The sequence below is a fragment of the Bordetella sp. genome (assembly GCF_051960075.1).
Lineage (GTDB): Bacteria > Pseudomonadota > Gammaproteobacteria > Burkholderiales > Burkholderiaceae_B > Bordetella.
This window is the reverse complement of sequence record NZ_JBQCER010000082.1, coordinates 48064-67999: the sequence shown is the minus strand read 5'-3', so window position 1 is coordinate 67999 and position 19936 is coordinate 48064. Positions and strand designations below refer to the sequence as shown.

Sequence of the window (19936 nt, the reverse complement as noted above, 5' to 3'; positions counted from 1 at the left end):
GTGAGGGCCATTTTATAATCACAGACCTAATGGCTGATTCCTCTCCCTACACTGCCCCCGTCGCGCCGCTGCCCGCCGACGGCACCGTCGCCGACACGCTCGCCGCCCTGAAGCCCGGTACCCGCTATGCCAGGCCGCGCCCACCCGGCTCGGCCGACGGCTGGATGCTCGCCACCCTGGCGCAAAAAGCAGGACGCCCCCTGGTCGTCTTCACCGCAGATCCGTTGGAAGCACAGCGCCTGGCAGAGGAAATCCCGCTCTACGCGCCGGGCCTGCGCGTGCGCCAGCTGCCCGACTGGGAAACCCTGCCCTACGACGTCTTCTCGCCGCACCAGGACCTGATTTCCGAACGCCTGCGCACGCTCAATGCCTTGACCAGGCACGAGGTCGATCTGTTGACCGTGCCGGTGACCACGGCGCTGTACCGCCTGGCGCCGCCCTCGTTCCTGGCGGCTTACACGTTTTCGTTCCGCCAGAAGGACAAACTCGACGAAGGCGCACTGCGCGCGCAACTGGTGCTGGCCAACTACACTCATGTCACGCAGGTCACCGCGCCCGGCGAGTTCTGTCTGCGTGGCGGGCTGATCGACCTCTTCCCCATGGGTTCGGCCGTACCCTACCGGCTCGACCTGTTCGACGACGAAATCGAATCCATCCGCGCTTTCGACGTCGACACGCAGCGCAGCCTCTATCCGGTACGCGAAGTGCAGTTGCTGCCCGGCCGCGAATTTCCCATGGACGAAGCGGCGCGCAATCATTTCCGCGCGCGCTTTCGCGAAGTGTTCGAAGGCGACCCCTCGCGCGCCGTACCCTATCGCGACATCGGCAACGGCATCGCATTCGCTGGCGTCGAGTACTACTTGCCGCTCTTTTTTGAACAGACGGCCACGCTCTTCGACTATCTCGCGCCGGACACCATTGTCGTCACCCTGGGCGATATCGACAGCGCCATGCAGCGCTTCGCGCAGGACACGGCCAGCCGCCATCAATTCCTCAAGAGCGACCGCGAACGACCCGTGCTGGCCCCGCCAGCGCTCTTTCTCGACCAAGAAGGCCTGTTCGAGCGCCTGCGCGTCTTTCCACGCCTGGCGATCGCCGACGAGCGCAATCATCCCGAAGCCGCCGCCGGGATGCCCGAGGGAGAGCGGCCCCCCTCGCGGGCTGGCAAGCACGACGTGCGCAGCGAGGGAGCCATATTCGCCAGTGCGCCGGATGTCGCCGTCTCGCGCCGCGCCGAGGATCCCGTCGCCAAGCTGCGCGCCCTGCTCGGCAAGCCCGGCCGTGTACTGCTATGCGCCGATTCGGCCGGTCGGCGCGAAACCCTGGCCCAGATGCTGGCCGAGCAAGACCTGGCGCCGGGCGTGCAGACCGATACCATCCAGGCATTTCTGGCTACCGACGCGCATTTCGGCCTGACCGTTGCTCCCTTGGCCGGCGGCTTTGCCGTCCCCGCGGGCGATCTGGTCTTTCTCACCGAGAACGACCTTTATCCCGGTCATACGGCCGCCCATCGCGGCAAGCGCTCTCAAGAACGCACCAGCAACGTCGAAGCCATGGTGCGCGACCTGGCCGAGCTGCGCGAGGGCGACCCGGTAGTGCACGCCCAGCACGGCATCGGCCGCTACCACGGCCTGGTCAACATGGACATGGGCGAAGGCGAGATGGAGTTCCTGCATCTCGAATACGCCAGCGGCAGCACGCTCTACGTGCCTGTTTCGCAGTTGCACGTCATTGCCCGCTACAGCGGTGCCGATCCGGACGCCGCGCCGCTGCACCAGCTGGGCTCGGGGCAATGGGACAAGGCGCGCCGCAAGGCGGCCAGGCAAGTGCGCGATACGGCGGCCGAACTGCTGGCCCTGTACGCCCAGCGCGCCGCGCGCGAGGGCTACGCCTTCAAGCTGCCGCTCACCGACTACGAGGCCTTTGCCGAGGGTTTCGGCTTCGAGGAGACGCCCGACCAGGCCGCGGCCATCCAGGCAGTCATCGCCGACATGATCTCGGGCAGACCCATGGACCGCCTAGTATGCGGCGACGTGGGCTTCGGCAAGACCGAGGTGGCGCTGCGCGCTGCATTCCTGGCGGTGGCCAACGGCAAGCAGGTCGCCCTGCTCTGCCCCACCACGCTGCTGGCCGAGCAGCATGCGCAGACCTTCGCCGACCGCTTTGCCGACTGGCCCGTGCGCGTGGTGGAGCTGTCGCGCTTTCGCTCGGCGAAGGAAGTCGCGGCCGCCGTCGAAGGCATCAACGACGGCCGCGTGGACATCGTCATCGGCACGCACAAGATCCTCTCCAAAGACGTCAAGTTCAAGCGCCTGGGCCTGGTCATCATCGACGAGGAGCACCGTTTCGGCGTGCGTCAGAAAGAGGCGCTCAAGTCCCTGCGCGCCGAGGTCGATGTGCTCACCCTCACCGCCACGCCCATCCCGCGTACGCTGGGCATGTCTCTCGAGGGCATACGCGATTTCTCCGTCATTGCCACGGCGCCGCAAAAGCGCCTGGCCATCAAGACCTTCGTACGCCGCGAAGACGGCAGCACCGTGCGCGAAGCCCTGCTGCGCGAACTCAAGCGCGGCGGCCAGGCGTATTTCCTGCACAACGAGGTCGAGACCATCCACAACCGCCGCGCGCGTCTGCAAGAACTGGTCCCCGAAGCCCGCATCGGCGTGGCGCACGGCCAAATGCCCGAGCGCGAACTCGAACAGGTGATGAAAGATTTCTACCAGCAGCGCTTCAACGTGCTGCTGTGCACTACCATCATCGAGACCGGCATCGACGTGCCCTCGGCCAACACCATCGTGATCCACCGCGCCGATCGTTTCGGCCTGGCCCAGCTGCACCAGCTGCGCGGCCGCGTGGGCCGCTCGCACCATCAGGCCTATGCCTACCTGCTCACGCCGGGCGATGACGCCATCACCAGCAACGCAAAAAAACGCCTGGAAGCCATCCAGGCCATGGAAGAGCTGGGGGCGGGCTTTTACCTGGCCATGCACGACCTGGAAATCCGCGGTACCGGCGAGATCCTGGGCGACTCGCAATCGGGCAACATCCAGGAAGTGAGCTTCTCCATGTACAACGAGATGCTCAACGAAGCCGTGCGCGCGCTGAAGGCCGGCGAAGAGCCCGACCTGGACGCGCCGTTCAATCTGGCCTGCGAAGTCAACTTGCATGCCCCCGCGCTGCTGCCTTCGGACTATTGCGCCGACGTGCACGGCCGCCTGGCCATCTACAAGCGCCTGTCGCACGCGCAAGACGAGGACGACCTCATCGCCATTCAGGAAGAGCTCATCGACCGTTTCGGCAAACTTCCCGAATCCGCTCAAACGCTGCTGGCCACTCACCGAATCCGTCTGTGGGCCGTGCCGCTGGGCATCACCAAGATCGACGCGAGCGAAACGCAGGCCGTGCTGCAATTCGGCCCCAAAACCACCGTCGATCCGCTCCGCATGATCGAACTGGTACAAAAGCAAAAGCACATCCGCTTCTCCGGACAGGACAAGCTGCGTGTGGAGTTCACCGCCCAGCAAGTCAGCCAGCGCGTGGACGCCATCAAGGGGCTGCTGAGGGCACTGCGTTAACCTGCAACGCCGACCCGGCGCGCCTGGACGGACGGTAAAGAACTTGTTTTTTGCAGACCTCATGCACACCGATAGCAAGCAAGAACCATGACCACCACCATCAATCTAGTCATCCAATCCCCCGCGCTTACCGACAGCCACGCCGAACACCTGGCTGCGCTCTCCAGCGCCGAAGGCATCGTCCGCCTCAGCCAGACCGCCATGCGCCTGCTCGACGTCGACACCGACGCGCAAACCCGGCAGGAAACTCAAGCCTGGGCCGATGCCCATCGCGTCGACGCCGCCTTCGTTCCCGCCGCACGCAGGCTCTCCGACTGTCGGGTGCTGGCCATGGACATGGACTCGACTCTCATCAATATCGAGTGCATCGACGAAATCGCCGCCTACGCCGGTCGCGGCGAACAAGTGGCGGCCATCACCGAGGCCTCCATGCGCGGCGAAATAGCCGACTTTGCCGACAGTCTCAGGCGGCGCACCGCGCTGCTCGCCGGCGTGCAGGCCAACGTGCTCGAGCGCATCTATCACGACAAGCTGCGCCTGAATCCGGGCGCCGAACGCCTGCTCGCCTCGGCGCACGCCGCCGGCATCAAGACCCTTCTGGTTTCGGGCGGCTTCACTTACTTCACCAATCGCCTGCGCGAGCGGCTGAATCTCACCGCCGCCCACGCCAATACCCTGGAAATCGACGACGACGGAAAACTGACCGGCAAGGTGCTGGGCGACATTCTCGATGCCGAGGCCAAGGCCGCCTATCTGCGCGACTTCGCCATTGAACACGGCGCCACGCAGGCCGATCAGATCATCGCGATGGGAGACGGCGCCAACGACCTGAAGATGCTCGCCCTGGCCGGCTTTGCCGTGGCCTACCACGCCAAGCCCCTGGTCCGGCGGCAGGCACCCTACGCGCTGAGCCACTGCGGGTTGGATGCCGTGTTGAACTGGTTCGAGGCTTAAGCTTTCCGCGCACCGCCGCCAAGCGCGTTCAACCACGCTTCGACCCGATCCAGATCCTGTACCGTGTCCACATCTCGGTGGATACCCGCATCATCGACCTCCAGATCCAGCGCAAGACCAGCCCGCCGGCATTCCCGCACGATATGCGCCGCTCCCGCATCGCCGGACAATGCGGCCAGCGCATCGAAGCATTCCGCCGCGAACCCCACCGGATGCCCCCGGGTTCCGCAATCGTGCGGAACCACGACGCGATGCGAAGCCAGACCTGCCGCTACCAGGGCCAGCGTATCGGGCCGCACCAAAGGCAGGTCTGCAGGCAGTATCAGCCAGCCCGGCGCGCCCGCTGTCGCGCGTATGCCTTTCGCAATCGAATCTCCCATGCCTCGCGTATCGTCGGCAGGCCGCACGACATGCCAAGGCAGTCCGCTCGCCCGAGTCGCGCGCAACACATATTCCAGCACGGGCACGCCGCCCAGCAGCGCATCCAGCTTAGGAGTCTTGCCTCCTGACGACAGAAAGCGTTCGCCCCGCCCCGCCGCGAGGATCACGACAACCGGCTTCTGCATCAGGCAATCCTCTTGTTTCGTTATGCCGAAAAACGCCGGTTCATGCGCGGCGCCGTCTCGTGCGCGCCACTCCTGTCACGATCGCCGCGACGCGCGTCGATACAGATACCGGTACACAAACCCCGGATAGGCCATCACCAGATAAAGACAGAGGGTAATGGCATAGAACTGCCACCCTTGCGAAAAGCGGTTGCCCAGGGAACTTTCGAACGCGAATCCGACCGCGCCTACGATCAGATAAGACGCCAGCACCTCGATCAGCCGCAGCCAGAAAGGCTTTGCGTCCGCCCTGCCGCGCCGTCGGTACGGCAGCATGGCAAACACCTTTTCGCTTAGAAAAGGCAGGTTGGCGCTAAGCAGTGCCAACGCGATAAGCAACCAGACTGCCACAGACTGCGTCACAGGCATGCACCCCAAATACAAATGGCCATTCGCATGGAATGGCCATTTCATTTTGCATCAATCTACCCAGCGCCGCGCCGAGGATCCCGCTGGAATCCGAAGCTCGGGTGGCCTGCCGCAGGGTGCGGAAGCGACGAACATCGGATTGCCGCAGCGCAGCCTCGGCGGCTGAAGAACCCGGGTTTAAAAGATCAATCGATCAATGCAACAAAGAAACCTGAATAGCCTGCATGCAAGCCGCCATCAATCCGCCAGGCAGAACCCCCAGCAGAATGATCAGCAAGCCATTGAGCGACATCACCCCGCGCACGCCGCAAGGTACGGGCGACACTGCGCCCGCGTCTTCGGCCGGTTCGTCGAAATACATGACCTTGACCACGCGCAGGTAGTAGAAAGCGCCGATCAGCGAGAAGATCACCGCGATGACGGCCAGAGTCACCTGCCCCTGCTGCACCAGCGCCTGCAGCACGACCAGCTTGGCATAGAAACCCACCAGCGGCGGAATGCCGGCCAGCGAGAACATCAGCAGCAGCAGGATCGCGGCGCGCCACGGGCTGCGACGGTTCAGACCCTTCAGATCTTCGATCTCTTCGCACTCGAAGCCCTGGCGCGAGAGTACCAGCACCATGCCGAATGTGCCCAACGTCGTCAGCACGTAGACGATCATGTAGAACAGCGAAGCGCCGTAGCCGCCCGCCGATGCACCTACCACGCCGGCCGACAAGCCCAGCAGCACGAAGCCCATGTGCGAAATGGTCGAGTAAGCCAGCATGCGCTTGAAATTGCTCTGAACGATGGCCGTCAGGTTGCCGATGGCCAGCGACAGCACCGCCAGAATCATCAACATGGGCTGCCAGTCGACCGCCAGACCGTGCAAGCCTTCAACCAGCAGCCGCAGCGTGATGGCGAAGGCGGCCAGCTTGGGCGCCGCGCCCAGGATCAACGTGACCGCCGTAGGCGAACCCTGGTAGACATCGGGCACCCACATATGGAAGGGCACGGCACCCAGCTTGAAGGCCAGGCCGGCCACCAGAAACACAATACCGAAGACCAGCGCCATCTGATGCGCCGCATGGCCGGACTGGATGACAGCCGCGATCTCGGCCAGATCAAGATGACCGGTGGCACCGTAGATCATCGACATGCCATACAGCAGGAAGCCCGAGGCCAGCGAGCCCAGCACGAAGTACTTCATGGAAGCCTCGGTGGCCGTCGTGTTGTCGCGCCGCAGGGCGATCAGCGCGTACAGGGGCAAGGACATCAGCTCCAGGCCCAGGTACACCGACAACATGTTGCCGGCCGAGATCATTACCATCTGTCCCAGCAGGGCAAAGAGCGTCAGCACGTAAAGTTCGCCGCTCTTGAGCATGTCGCGCGCCTGGGAGTAGCAGCGGCCGTAGATCAGCGTCACGGCCACCGCCACGTAGGACACCAGCTTGATCAGGTGTGCCAGCGGGTCGGCCACGTACAAGCCGTCGAAGGTTTTGCCATGCGCGCCATGCTTCCACTGAATCAGCGTCACCACGAACAGCACAGCCAGCGCCAGCAGCGTCGCATAGAAGGTGGTCTTGCGCTCGGGATGCTTGCTCAGCACGTCGATGAGCAAGATAGCCAGGCCGAAAATCAGCAGCAGGATCTCGGGCAGCGCCAGGGCGAAGTCGAAATGGGATTGCATCATTGTCCAGTCTTACAGTTTCGAGACCGCCACGTGTTGCAGCAGGGCCTGAACCGACACGTGCATCACGTCGGTAAAGGGCTTGGGATAAATACCCATGAACAGAACGGCGATCGCCAGAACGCCGAGAATGAAGAATTCACGGCAATTGACGTCTTTCATTTCGCGCACATGCTCGTTGGTGATGTCGCCGAAAGCAACGCGCTTGACCATCCAGAGCGAATAGGCCGCCCCCAGGATCAGCGCCGTGGCGGCCATCAGGCCCACCCAGAAGTTGTGCTGGACCGCGCCCATGATGACCATGAACTCGCCCACGAAACCGCTGGTGGCGGGCAGACCGCTGTTGGCCATGGAGAACAGCACGAAGCAGGTGACAAAGCGCGGCATCACGTTGATCACGCCGCCGTAGTCGGCGATGCGGCGCGAATGCACGCGGTCATACATCACGCCGATGCAGAAGAACATGGCGCCCGACACGAAACCGTGCGAGATCATCTGCACGATGGCGCCCTCGGTGCCGGCCGTATTGAAGATGAAAAAGCCCAGGGTGACAAAGCCCATGTGCGCCACGGACGAGTACGCCACCAGCTTCTTCATGTCGTCCTGCACGATCGCCACCAGACCGATGTAGATCACCGCGATCAGCGACAGCGCGATGATCAGCCAGCTCAGGCCATGCGACGCGTCGGGGGTGATGGGCAGCGAAAAGCGCAGGAAGCCGTAGGCGCCCAGCTTGAGCATGATCGCCGCCAGCACGATAGAACCGCCTGTGGGCGCCTCGACGTGGGCGTCCGGCAGCCAGGTGTGCACCGGCCACATCGGCACCTTGACGGCGAAGGCCGCCAGCAGCGCGAAAAAGACCAGGACCTGCGGCGTGTAGGCCAGTTTGGTCTGCTGCCAGGTGAGTATGTCGAACGAACCGCCCGAGGCATGCCACAGGTAGATGAACGCGACCAGCGTCAACAGCGAGCCCATCAGCGTGTACAGGAAGAACTTGAACGCGGCGTACACGCGGTTCGGTCCGCCCCACACGCCCACGATGATGTACATCGGGATCAGCGTGGCTTCGAAGAAGACGTAGAACAGCATGCCGTCCAGCGCGCAGAACACGCCGACCATCAGACCCGAGAGGATCAGGAAGGACGCCATGTACTGGGCGATGCGGCTGGTGATGACTTCCCAGCCAGCCAGGACAACGATGATCGTGATGAACGCGGTCAACAGCACGAACCACAGCGAGATGCCGTCGACACCCAGGTGGTAATTGATGTTGAAGGCCGGAATCCATGAAGCCTTCTCGACGAACTGCATGGCGGCCGTCGAGTTGTCGAAACCCGTGTAAAGCGGGATCGTCACCAGAAAGCTGACGATCGCGCCGACCAGGGACAGCTTGCGCGTGAAGCCAGGCTTGTCGTCTCCGCCCAGCGCCAGCACCAGCAGGCCGAAGACGATCGGGACGAAGATCGCGAGCGTGAGCCAGGGAAAGTGATTGGATGCCATCTCGCTTGCCATCATTGGGGAATCAGCACGAAGAAAGTCACCAGCGCCAGGATGCCGATGAACATCGCGAACGCGTAGTGGTAGATATAGCCGGACTGCAGGCGACGGGAAACCGAAGCCACCCGGCCCACCAGGCGGGCCGAGCCGTTGATCAGGCCGTCGATGGTGGCGCGGTCGCCCCTCTGCCACAGGCCATGGCCCAGGCAGCGCGCGCCGCGCGCGATGATCTGTTCATTGAACCAGTCGACGTAGTACTTGTTGTCGAGCAGCTTGTACACGCCGGACAGGCTGGATTTGATCGCCGCCGGAACCTTCGGGTTGATCAGGTAGCAATACCAGGAGATCACGAAGCCCGCCACCACCAGCCAGAAAGGCAGCGAGGTAAAGGCCTCCAGGCCGAAGTCGACCCAGCCGTGCCAGTCGTGCTGCATCTCGGCCATGGCCGGATGCTGCGGCAGCACGGTGATGACGCCATGGAAGAAATTGCCGAACAGCAGCGGGTCGATCACCAGAGCACCGATCACCACCGAAGGAATCGCCAACAAGACCAGCGGCAATGTCACCACCCAGGGCGACTCGTGCGGCTCATGGCCGTGACCGTGGTCGTCGTGACCATGGCCATGCGCGTCATGGCCGTGACCGTGATCGTGGCCATGCGCCGGATAGCGCGGCTTGCCGTGGAACACCAGGAAGTACACGCGGAAGGAATACAGCGAAGTCACCAGCACACCGATCAGCGTGGCGTAGTGGGCGAAACCCGCGCCCCACACATTGGCCGCGCCCGCCGCCTCGATGATGTGCTCCTTGGAGTAGAAGCCCGAGAAGAACGGGGTACCCACCAGGGCCAGCGTGCCGATCAGGAAGGTGATCCAGGTAATGGGCATGCGCTTCCACAAACCGCCCATATTGCGGATGTCCTGGTCATGGTGCATGCCGATGATGACCGACCCGGCGCCCAGGAACAGCAGCGCCTTGAAGAAGGCGTGTGTCATCAGATGGAAGATCGCCACCGAGTAGGCCGACGCGCCCAGCGCCACGGTCATGTAGCCCAGCTGCGACAGCGTGGAATATGCCACCACGCGCTTGATGTCGTTCTGGATGATGCCCAGGATGCCCAGGAACAGCGCGCCGATGGCGCCGATCACGATAATGAACGACAGGGCCGTGTTCGAGTATTCGAAGAGCGGCGAGAAGCGCGCGACCATGAAGATACCAGCCGTCACCATGGTGGCGGCGTGGATCAGCGCCGAGATCGGCGTGGGGCCTTCCATCGAATCGGGCAGCCAGGCATGCAGCGGCACTTGGGCCGATTTACCCATGGCGCCGATGAACAGGCAGATGCAGGCCACGGTGATGAGCGACCAGTCCGAGCCCGGCAGCTTCATGCCGGCCAGCTTGCTGCCCTGCGTGAACACGTCGGCATAGTGCATCGAACCGGCATAGGCGAACAGCAGGCCGATACCCAGAACGAAGCCGAAGTCGCCGACGCGGTTGATGAGGAAGGCCTTCATGTTGGCGAAGATCGCCGTGGGGCGGGTGTACCAGAAACCGATCAGCAGGTACGACACCAGGCCCACCGCTTCCCAGCCGAAAAAGAGCTGAACCATGTTGTTGGACATGACCAGCATCAACATCGAGAAGGTGAAGAGCGAGATGTAGGCGAAGAAGCGCGTGTAACCCGGATCGTCGGCCATGTAGCCGATGGTGTAGATGTGCACCATCAGCGAAACGAAAGTGACCACCACCATCATCAGCGCGGACAGCGCGTCGATCTGGAAACCGATCTGCATGGGGATCTTGCCGACCATGCTCCAGGTGTAGACCACGCCGTCGTAGGTATGGCCGGCCAGCACGTCCTTGAGAACGATGAACGATCCGACGGTCGACACCAGCACCAACAAAATGGTGATGCTGTGCGCGCCGCGGCGGCTGACGAAGCGGCCCAGGAAACCTGTACCGAACAGGCCCGCGATGCTGGCTCCCAGCAACGGGGCCAGGGCGATCAGCAGATAGAGATTAGGGGAGCTAGACATTTTCTTCCGATACTCCGTCAGCCCTTGAGGCGGTCGAGTTCATCGACGTTGATCGTGCTCAGGTTGCGGAACAACAGCACCAGGATGGCCAGACCGATAGCCGACTCAGTGGCGGCGACAGTCAGGATGAAGAACACGAACACCTGACCGGCGGTGTCGCCGGCCCAGCTCGAGAAAGCCACGAAGTTCATGTTGACGGCCAGCAGCATCAGCTCGATGGACATCAGCAGGATGATGAGATTGCGGCGATTCAGGAAGATGCCGAAGATCCCGATGGCGAACATGATCGCCCCCAGGACCAGGTAATGAGCCAGCGTCAGCGTCATTGCTTTTCTCCTTGTTCGGCCTGTGCGGACGAATCGGCGTCGCGATTGCTGACGGCCTTCATCTGAACCATGCGGAAGCGATCCTTGGCTTTCACGCGCACGGCGGCGGACGGATCGTTGTACTTGGCCTGCGACTTGCGGCCGCGCAGGGTGAGCGCAATGGCGGCCACCATGCCCACCAGCAGAATCGCGGCGCCCACCTCGACGCCGTAAACATAGTGGCCGTACATGGCCTCGCCCAGAGCGCGAGCGTTGTTGTAGTTGTCGGCGACCGCGGTCGGCTTGGCGTCCTGCCCCCAGGTCGAGAACAGCACAAAGGCCATTTCCAGAACCATGACGCCGCCCACGACCAGGCCCAGCGGCAGGTAGGTCTTGAGACCGCGGCGCAGATGATCGACCCGGATGTCGAGCATCATCACGACGAAGAGGAAGAGCACCATCACTGCGCCCACATAAACCAGCACCAGCAAGAGCGCCAGGAACTCGGACCCCAGCAACATCCAGATCATGGCCGCGTTGGCGAAGGCCAGGATCAAGTGCAGCACGGCGGTCACGGGGCTGCGCGCCGTGATGACCCGGAACCCCGAGATCACCAGGACGATGGACAGCAGATAAAACAGGAAGGTAGTAAAGGTCATGTCTGTCTATACCCCGGCTCAGCGGTAAGGCGCGTCTTCGGCCCGGCGCTTGGCGATATCGGCTTCGTAGCGGTCGCCCACGGCGAGCAGCATGTCTTTGGTGAAGTACAGGTCGCCGCGCTTTTCACCGTGATATTCGTGAATGTGCGTTTCCACGATGGAGTCCACCGGACAGCTTTCTTCGCAGAAGCCGCAGAATATGCACTTGGTCAGGTCGATGTCGTAGCGCGTGGTGCGGCGGGTGCCGTCTTCACGCACGTCCGATTCGATGGTGATCGCCATGGCCGGGCACACCGCTTCGCACAGCTTGCAGGCGATGCAGCGCTCTTCCCCGTTGGGATAGCGGCGCAGCGCGTGCAGTCCGCGGAATCGCGGCGACATGGGCGTTTTCTCCATGGGATAGCGCAGCGTGATCTTGCGCTTGAAGAAATACTTGCCCGTTAGCTTCATGCCCTTGAAGAGCTCGGACAGCAGCAGGCTGCCGAAAAAATCCTTGATCGCTTCCATAATTCGTCTCGTCAGCCCGATCAGTGGTGCCAAATATTCCAGGGCGTCTGCATCCAGATCGCCACCACGACCAGCCACACGCCGGTCAGCGGGATGAAGATCTTCCAGCCCAGGCGCATGATCTGGTCGTAGCGGTAACGCGGGAAAGCCGCGCGGAACCAGATGAACAGCGACACCACGCAGAAGGTCTTGATGGCTAGCCAGACAAAGCCGGGAATCAAGGTGAAAGGCGCGAAGTGCAACGGCGACATCCAGCCGCCCAGGAACATGATCGACGCCATGCACGACAGGAAGATCATGTTGGCGTATTCGCCCAGGAAAAACAGCGCGAAGGCCGTACCCGAGTATTCGACCATGTGGCCGGCCACGATTTCCGATTCGCCTTCGACCACGTCGAAGGGATGGCGGTTGGTTTCTGCCACCATCGAGATCACGTAGATCACGAACAGCGGCAGAAGCGGAAGCCAGTTCCACGACAGGAAGGTCAAGCCGTGATCGGCGAACCAGCCTTTGCCCTGCCCCGTCACGATATCGGTCATGTTCAGGCTGCCCGAGACCAGCAGCACGGCTACCATCACGAAGCCCATGGCCAGCTCGTACGAGACCATCTGCGCCGAAGCGCGCAGCGCGCCCAGAAAGGCGTATTTGGAGTTCGACGCCCAGCCCGCCACGATCACGCCATACACGCCCACCGAGGTGATGGCCATGACGTACAACAGACCGGCGTTGACATTGGCCAGCACCACTTCGGGGGAAAAGGGCACGACTGCCCAGGCAGCCAGCGCGGGCATGAGCACTACCACCGGCGAGATAATGAAGAGGATCTTGTTGGCTTGGGAAGGCACCACCACTTCTTTCGTGATCAGTTTGAACACGTCGGCGAAGGGCTGAAACAACCCCTTGGGACCCACGCGCGTGGGGCCCAGCCGGATGTGCATGAAGCCGATCATCTTGCGTTCCCACAAGGTGAGGTAGGCCACGCACAGGATCACCGGAATGGCGATCACGACGATCTTGATGATGGTCCAGACCACCAGCCAGACGGTCGGGCCCAGCAGGGCCGCGCCGTGGGTTTCGAGTACATCAAGCCAATTCATCAGGCACGCTCCACGCTGATTTCGCCGAAGGAGCCGCCCAAGGGGGCGGTCTGCTCGAAAGCCGCCGCAATGCGCACGGCACGAACGGCTACGGCGTCGTCTTGAACCGCATCCAGGACCACCGAGCCTGCAGCCGTCTTGACGCGCACCTGCGCACCGGCGGACAGGCCCAGCTGCGACAGCGTCGCGCCGTTGAGGCGAGCCACCGGCGCGCTCGAGGCCGGGGCGGCCTGCAGCGGACCGGAGCGGCGCACGATGGCATCGGTGCGATAAATCGGCACATCGGCCAGGCGCTCCAGGCCGCCGGACGCGGCGCGCGCAGCCGGAGACGCCTTGATCTGGTTGGACAGGCGGGCTTCGATGCCGCCGGCCAGCACGGCATCGCGCACCGACTCGGAACTTTCGTCTTCGAAGCCCGACAGCTGCAGCACGTTACCCATCACGCGCAGCACCTTCCAGCCCGGGCGGCTCTCGCCCAACGGCGCGACAGTGCCCTTGAAACTCTGGGCCGTGCCTGCGGCGTTGACGAAGGTGCCGGAGGTTTCCGTGAACGGCGCAACCGGCAGCATCACGTCGGCCCAGTCTTGCGCAGCCGAACGGTAAGAAGTGAGCGCAACGGAGAACGCATTCTTGAGCGCGGCCACGGCTTGCGGGCCGTTGTCGGCGTCGAGCAGCGGCTCGGCATGAAGCACCACGTAAGCCTTGAGCGGCTCGGCCAACATGGCCGCCGCCGTCTTGCCGCCACGCTCCGGCACGGCACCGGCCAGGTAGCCGCCCACGGTGTTGCCGCCGGACGTCAGGAAGCCGAGCTTGCCGCCGGCCAGGTTGGCCAGCACGCCTGCGTTGGCGGCCAGGGTGGAGGCAGCCGGAGAATTCACGGCCATATTGCCCAGGAAAACAGCGGTGTTGGAACCCGAGGCCAGGCTGGCCGCAATGCGCTTGGCCTCGTCGCTCGGTACCACCTGAGAGAACTCGGCCGGCACGGCCATCGACTTGGCCTGGGCCAGCGCCACGGCCACCTCGGCCAGGGCGTTCGCCATGCCCGAGGGCGCCGTGGTGATGCGCGCGGTCACGGGCATCAATTGATTGTCGGCCGAACCGTCGATCAGCAAAATCTGCGTGCCGTGTTTGGCGGACTGGCGCAGACGCTGGGCGATGAGCGGATGGTCCTTGCGCAGGAAGGATCCGACGATCAGCACACGGTCCAGGTTGCCCACCTCGGCGATGGGCATGCCCAGCCAGGGCGCGCCGGACAGCGCAGCATCGAAACCGGCGTCGGTCTGGCGCAGACGGAAGTCGACGTTCTCGGAACCCAGGGCGCGCATCAGGCGGCCCAGCAGCGCGAACTCTTCGGTCGTGGCGTATTCGGTGGCCAGCGCGCCGATCTGGCCCGCACCGGCGCCGTCACGCGCGCGGGTCAGGCCTTGGGCCGCAGCCTGCAGCGCGTCAGACCAGGAGGCTTCACGCCAGCTGCCGTCCGCATTTCTGATCATGGGCAGCGCCAGGCGGTCTTCGCTGTTCAGGCCTTCGTACGAGAAGCGGTCGCGGTCGCTGATCCAGCACTCGTTGATGGCTTCGTTTTCGAAGGGCACGACGCGCAGGACTTCATCGTCCTTGACCTGCACCACCAGATTGGCGCCCAGGCTGTCGTGCGGGCTGACCGAGCGGCGGCGCGCCAGCTCCCAGGTGCGGGCGCTGTAGCGGAAAGGCTTGGAGGTCAGCGCACCGACCGGACAGATGTCGATCATGTTGCCCGACAGTTCGGACTCGACGCTGCGTCCCACGAAGGTGGTGATCTCGGAGTGTTCTCCGCGGCCCACCATGCCCAGTTCCATCACGCCGGCGATCTCCTGGCCGAAGCGCACGCAACGAGTGCATTGGATGCAGCGGGCCATTTCCTCGGCGGACACCAGCGGCCCCATTTCCTTGTGGAAGACCACGCGCTTTTCTTCCTTGTAGCGCGAGGTGGACTTGCCGTAGCCCACCGCCAGATCCTGCAGCTGGCACTCGCCGCCCTGATCGCAGATCGGGCAGTCGAGCGGGTGGTTGATCAGCAAGAACTCCATGACCGACTCTTGCGCGGCACGGGCCTTCTCGGACTGGGTATGCACCACCATGCCGTTGGTCACGGGCGTGGCGCAGGCCGGCAGAGCCTTTGGCGCCTTCTCGACCTCGACCAGACACATGCGGCAGTTGGCCGCGATGGACAGTTTCTTGTGATAGCAGAAGTGCGGCACGTAGAGCCCGATCTTCTGGGCAGCATGCATGACCATGCTGCCCTCGGGGACTTCGACCTTATTGCCGTCGACGGTTATTTCAACCATTGCTGTTCCTGAGGCTTACAGATAGTGCGGGACCACACACGACTTGTGCTCGATGTGGTGCGCGAATTCGTCGCGGAAATGCTTGAGAAAGCCGCGCACCGGCATGGCGGCGGCGTCGCCCAGCGCGCATATGGTGCGGCCCATGATGTTGCCGGCCACGCTATCGAGCAGATCCAGATCTTCGGGACGGCCTTCGCCGTGCTCGATACGATGGACCATGCGGTAGAGCCAGCCGGTGCCTTCGCGGCACGGCGTGCACTGGCCGCAGCTTTCTTCGAAGTAGAAGTACGACAGGCGCAGCAGCGATTTGACCATGCAGCGGGTCTCGTCCATGACAATGACCGCGCCAGAACCCAGCATGGAGCCGGCCTTGGCGATGGAGTCGTAGTCCATGGTGCAGTCCATCATGATGTCGGTGGGCAGCACCGGCGCGGACGAACCGCCGGGAATCACCGCCTTGAGCTTCTTGCCGCCGCGCATGCCGCCGGCCAGTTCCAGCAGCTCGGGGAAAGGCGTTCCCATCGGTATCTCGTAGTTGCCCGGACGCTCGACGTCGCCCGTGATCGAGAATAGTTTGGTGCCGCCGTTGTTCGGCTTGCCGACCTCGAGATAGGCCTGGCCGCCGTTGCGGATGATCCAGGGCACCGCCGCGAAAGTCTCGGTGTTGTTGATGGTGGTGGGCTTGCCGTACAGACCGAAGCTCGCCGGGAACGGCGGCTTGAAGCGCGGCTGGCCCTTCTTGCCCTCGAGCGATTCGAGCAGCGCGGTTTCTTCGCCGCAGATGTAGGCGCCGTAGCCGTGAAAGGCATGCAGCTGGAAATTGAATTCCGAGCCCAGGATCTTGTCGCCCAGGAAGCCCGCGGCGCGCGCTTCTTCCAGCGCTTCTTCAAAGCGTTCGTACACCTCGAAGATTTCGCCGTGGATGTAGTTGTAACCGACGCTGATGCCCATGGCGTACGCCGCGATGGCCATGCCTTCGATCACGATGTGCGGATTGAAGCGCAGGATGTCGCGATCCTTGAACGTGCCGGGCTCGCCTTCGTCGGAGTTGCAGACCAGGTACTTCTGGCCCGGGAAGGTGCGCGGCATGAAGCTCCACTTCAGGCCGGTCGGAAAACCCGCGCCGCCGCGGCCGCGCAGGGCCGAAGTCTTGACTTCGGCGATCACGTCCTCGGGCTTCATGCCCGTGGTCAGGATCTTGCGCAGGGCCTCGTAGCCGCCGCGCTTGACGTAATCGGCCAGGCGCCAGTTTTCGCCGTTGACGTCGGCCATGATCTGCGGATTGATGTGCCGGCCATGCAGCGCCATCGAGCTTGCCAGATCGGTGCCGTGCGGCGTGGCCTGCAGCCCGTGCGAGAGGGATTGATACAGGGCGCTCATGCGGCCTCCCCTTTCTTCAGCGCATCGACCAGCGCGTCGAGCTTTTCTTCGTTCATCTGCACGCACATATGCTTGTTGTTGACCAGCAGCACCGGCGCATCGCCGCAGGCACCCATGCATTCGCCTTCGATCAGCGTGAACTGGCCGTCGGCCGTGGTCTCGCGATAGTCGATGCCCAGCTTGCGCTTGAGATAGTCGCCGGCGCGCTCACCCGAGCGCAGGGCGCACGGCAGATTGGTGCATACCGAGATCTTGTGCTTGCCCACGGGGGCGACGTCGAACATGTTGTAGAAGGTGGCGACTTCCTGCACGGCGATCGGCTCAACGCCGATGTACTTCGCCACGTCTTCGAGGATGTCGGGAGACAGCCAGCCTTTTTCGTCTTGCGCAATGGCAAGCGCGGCCATGATGGCGGACTGCCGCTGGTCGGCCGGGAACTTGGCGAGCTCCCGATCGATTTTCTGATAGGCCTGTGCGGAAAGCAGCATAGTTGGGGAATCCGGATGGGTGCGGGACCGATGACCAAGCGCGACGCGGCTCAGCGATCGACCTCGCCGAAAACGATGTCCTGTGTGCCGATGATGGTGACTGCGTCGGCAATCATGTGGCCGCGGGTCATTTCGTCGAGCGATTGCAAGTGGGCAAAGCCCGGCGCACGAATTTTCAGGCGATAAGGCTTGTTGGCGCCGTCGGACACCACGTACACGCCGAACTCCCCCTTGGGGTGCTCGACCGTGGAGAAGACCTCGCCCGGGGGCACATGAAAGCCTTCGGTGAAGAGCTTGAAGTGGTGGATCAGCTCTTCCATATTGGTCTTCATGCCCACGCGTTTGGGCGGCGCCACCTTGTGGTTGTCGCTCATCACCGGACCGGGATTGTTGCGCAGCCACTCCACGCACTGGCGAATGATGCGGTTGCTCTGGCGCATTTCGGCCACACGCACCAGATAGCGGTCGTAGCAGTCGCCGTTAACGCCGACGGGAATGTCGAAGTCCATCAGATCGTAGACTTCGTAGGGCTGGGTCTTGCGGGTGTCCCAGGCTATGCCCGAACCGCGCAGCATGGGGCCGGTGAAGCCCAGCGCCTTGGCGCGATCGGGATCGACAATGCCGATATTCACCAGGCGCTGCTTCCAGATGCGATTGTCGGTGAGCAATGTCTCGTATTCGTCCACGCAGCCCGGGAAGCGGTTGGTGAACTCTTCGATGAAATCGAGCAGCGAACCGGAACGGGCATTGTTGAACGCCTTGATGTCTTTTTCGCTGCGGTGGTACTTCGAGCTGGCCTGAAACTGCGCCATGGTGTCGGGCAGGTCGCGATAAACGCCGCCCGGGCGATAGTAGGCCGCGTGCATACGCGCGCCCGAGACCGCTTCGTAGCAGTCCATCAGGTCTTCGCGTTCGCGGAAGGCGTACAGGAACACCGCCATGGCGCCCACGTCCAGCGCATGCGAGCCCACCGACATCAGGTGATTCAGAATGCGGGTGATTTCATCGAACATCACGCGGATGTATTGCGCGCGCAGCGGCACCTCGATGCCCAGCATCTTCTCGATGGCCATCACGTAGGCGTGCTCGTTGCACATCATCGACACGTAGTCGAGGCGATCCATGTAGGGTAGCGCCTGCAGATAGGTCTTGTGCTCGGCCAGTTTTTCGGTGGCGCGGTGCAAAAGACCGATATGCGGGTCGGCGCGCTGAATGACTTCGCCGTCGAGTTCAAGCACCAGACGCAACACACCGTGCGCGGACGGATGCTGCGGGCCGAAGTTGAGCGTGTAATTCTTGATTTCTGCCATGTTTTATCGCTGTCAGCGCCCCATGCCGTAGGTGTCTTCGCGCACGACGCGCGGCGTGATTTCGCGCGGATCGATGGTGACGGGCTGGTAGACGACGCGCCGCTGCTCGTCGTCGTAGCGCATTTCCACCGTGCCGGACAGGGGAAAATCTTTGCGGAAGGGATGGCCGATGAAGCCGTAGTCGGTCAGGATGCGGCGCAGGTCGGGGTGGCCTTCGAAGACGATGCCGAACAGGTCGAAGGCTTCGCGCTCGAACCAGTTGACGCCGGGCCAGCACTCGATGAGCGAGGCCACCATCGGAAACTCGTCGTCAGGCGCCCAGGTACGCAGACGCAAACGCCAGTTGTGCTCGAAAGAGAGCAGGTGCGTCACCACCGCATAGCGGCCGGGAAAGCGGCTGCCTGCGGCGCCCTGCCCCTCGTGCTCGGAGCGCGTGGCATTGCCGTAGGTGAGATAGTCGACGCCGCACAGATCAATGCACGACTCGAAGTGCAGATCGGCGTCCGTACGCAAGCGATTTGCCGCTGCGAGCCATTGGTCGGCCGGCACTTCGAGGGTGATTTCACCGAAGGCTTCGGTGATTGCCGCGTTTTCGCCAAAAGCGGCCTGCAGCTTGGATTTCAGGGTTTCGAGCCTGGTCGTCATGGGTGTTCAGCGTGCAATGGTGTTGGTCAGGCGGATCTTGTTCTGCATTTGCAGCAGGCCGTAGACCAGCGCCTCGGCGGTGGGCGGACAGCCCGGCACGTAGACATCGACCGGCACGATGCGATCGCAGCCGCGCACCACGGAATACGAATAGTGGTAATAGCCGCCGCCATTCGCGCAGGAGCCCATGGAAACCACCCAGCGCGGCTCGGGCATCTGGTCGTAGACCCTACGCAGCGCGGGCGCCATCTTGTTGCACAGCGTGCCGGCCACGATCATCAGATCGGACTGGCGCGGGCTGGGTCGGAACACGATGCCGAACTGGTCCAGGTCGTAGCGCGCCGCGCCGGCGTGCATCATCTCGACCGCACAGCAGGCCAGACCAAAGGTCATGGGCCACATCGAACCGGTCTTGGCCCAGTTGATGAATTTATCGGCGCTGGTGGTGATGAAACCTTGCTTGAGAATGCCGTCTATAGCCATGGTAGTTCTCGACTTGGGGTACGGGGAATGGGT

17 protein-coding genes are annotated in these 19936 nt (G+C 63.1%); 2 read left to right on the top strand and 15 right to left on the bottom strand.

Annotated features, from left to right (window positions below; all coding sequences use genetic code 11):
* Positions 1-29 precede the first annotated feature (29 nt).
* Both mfd and serB read left to right on the top strand, forming a co-directional pair.
* Positions 30-3575 (top strand): transcription-repair coupling factor, encoded by a 3546-nt coding sequence (gene mfd / locus ACTHJ1_RS13925; protein ID WP_440193330.1) that lies wholly within the window; start codon positions 30-32, stop codon positions 3573-3575.
* An 87-nt stretch (positions 3576-3662) separates the two neighbouring features.
* Positions 3663-4529 (top strand): phosphoserine phosphatase SerB, encoded by an 867-nt coding sequence (gene serB, locus ACTHJ1_RS13920; RefSeq protein WP_440193328.1) that lies wholly within the window; start codon positions 3663-3665, stop codon positions 4527-4529.
* On the opposite strand, the gene ACTHJ1_RS13915 is transcribed toward serB, so the two are convergent.
* From ACTHJ1_RS13915 to ACTHJ1_RS13845, 15 genes are all read right to left on the bottom strand, one after another.
* Positions 4526-5095 carry a nucleotidyltransferase family protein gene (locus tag ACTHJ1_RS13915; RefSeq protein ID WP_440193326.1) on the bottom strand — a complete coding sequence of 190 codons (570 nt, stop codon included), beginning with the start codon at positions 5093-5095 and terminating at the stop codon, positions 4526-4528. The two genes, serB and ACTHJ1_RS13915, sit on opposite strands and share 4 nt — an antisense overlap.
* Before the next feature lie 75 nt (positions 5096-5170).
* The gene (locus ACTHJ1_RS13910; protein ID WP_440193356.1) at positions 5171-5497 is read right to left on the bottom strand and encodes a DUF2818 family protein; all 327 of its coding nucleotides are present in this window, start codon (positions 5495-5497) and stop codon (positions 5171-5173) included.
* Positions 5498-5696: 199 nt separating this feature from the next.
* Positions 5697-7175: an NADH-quinone oxidoreductase subunit NuoN gene (nuoN, locus tag ACTHJ1_RS13905; RefSeq protein WP_440193324.1), complete on the bottom strand. Its 1479-nt coding sequence runs from the start codon at positions 7173-7175 to the stop codon at positions 5697-5699.
* A gap of 9 nt (positions 7176-7184) precedes the next feature.
* A complete protein-coding gene (locus ACTHJ1_RS13900; RefSeq protein ID WP_440193322.1) occupies positions 7185-8687 on the bottom strand; it encodes an NADH-quinone oxidoreductase subunit M in 1503 nt (500 codons plus the stop codon).
* The gene (gene nuoL, locus ACTHJ1_RS13895; protein WP_440193320.1) at positions 8684-10705 is read right to left on the bottom strand and encodes an NADH-quinone oxidoreductase subunit L; all 2022 of its coding nucleotides are present in this window, start codon (positions 10703-10705) and stop codon (positions 8684-8686) included. Before nuoL ends, ACTHJ1_RS13900 begins: the two co-directional genes overlap by 4 nt.
* A 17-nt stretch (positions 10706-10722) precedes the next feature.
* Entirely contained in the window at positions 10723-11031 is a 309-nt protein-coding gene (nuoK, locus tag ACTHJ1_RS13890; protein WP_330915428.1) for an NADH-quinone oxidoreductase subunit NuoK, read from the bottom strand.
* A complete protein-coding gene (locus tag ACTHJ1_RS13885) occupies positions 11028-11669 on the bottom strand; it encodes an NADH-quinone oxidoreductase subunit J (protein ID WP_440193318.1) in 642 nt (213 codons plus the stop codon). The genes nuoK and ACTHJ1_RS13885 overlap by 4 nt, the downstream gene beginning before the upstream one ends.
* Positions 11670-11687: 18 nt before the next feature.
* Positions 11688-12176, bottom strand: a complete 489-nt coding sequence (gene nuoI / locus ACTHJ1_RS13880; RefSeq protein ID WP_440193316.1) for an NADH-quinone oxidoreductase subunit NuoI — start codon at positions 12174-12176, stop codon at positions 11688-11690.
* Positions 12177-12196: 20 nt separating this feature from the next.
* The gene (gene nuoH, locus ACTHJ1_RS13875) at positions 12197-13273 is read right to left on the bottom strand and encodes an NADH-quinone oxidoreductase subunit NuoH (protein WP_440193314.1); all 1077 of its coding nucleotides are present in this window, start codon (positions 13271-13273) and stop codon (positions 12197-12199) included.
* Positions 13273-15597 carry an NADH-quinone oxidoreductase subunit NuoG gene (gene nuoG, locus ACTHJ1_RS13870; protein ID WP_440193312.1) on the bottom strand — a complete coding sequence of 775 codons (2325 nt, stop codon included), beginning with the start codon at positions 15595-15597 and terminating at the stop codon, positions 13273-13275. The genes nuoH and nuoG overlap by 1 nt, the downstream gene beginning before the upstream one ends.
* Before the next feature lie 15 nt (positions 15598-15612).
* Complete coding sequence (gene nuoF / locus ACTHJ1_RS13865) at positions 15613-16977, bottom strand: NADH-quinone oxidoreductase subunit NuoF (protein WP_440193310.1); 1365 nt, start codon at positions 16975-16977, stop codon at positions 15613-15615.
* A complete protein-coding gene (gene nuoE / locus ACTHJ1_RS13860; RefSeq protein ID WP_440193308.1) occupies positions 16974-17465 on the bottom strand; it encodes an NADH-quinone oxidoreductase subunit NuoE in 492 nt (163 codons plus the stop codon). Before nuoE ends, nuoF begins: the two co-directional genes overlap by 4 nt.
* 50 nt (positions 17466-17515) lie before the next feature.
* The gene (locus ACTHJ1_RS13855; protein WP_440193306.1) at positions 17516-18775 is read right to left on the bottom strand and encodes an NADH-quinone oxidoreductase subunit D; all 1260 of its coding nucleotides are present in this window, start codon (positions 18773-18775) and stop codon (positions 17516-17518) included.
* Between the two features lie 12 nt (positions 18776-18787).
* Positions 18788-19420: an NADH-quinone oxidoreductase subunit C gene (locus ACTHJ1_RS13850; RefSeq protein ID WP_440193304.1), complete on the bottom strand. Its 633-nt coding sequence runs from the start codon at positions 19418-19420 to the stop codon at positions 18788-18790.
* A gap of 6 nt (positions 19421-19426) precedes the next feature.
* Positions 19427-19903 (bottom strand): NuoB/complex I 20 kDa subunit family protein, encoded by a 477-nt coding sequence (locus tag ACTHJ1_RS13845; protein ID WP_440193302.1) that lies wholly within the window; start codon positions 19901-19903, stop codon positions 19427-19429.
* Positions 19904-19936: the final 33 nt, after the last annotated feature.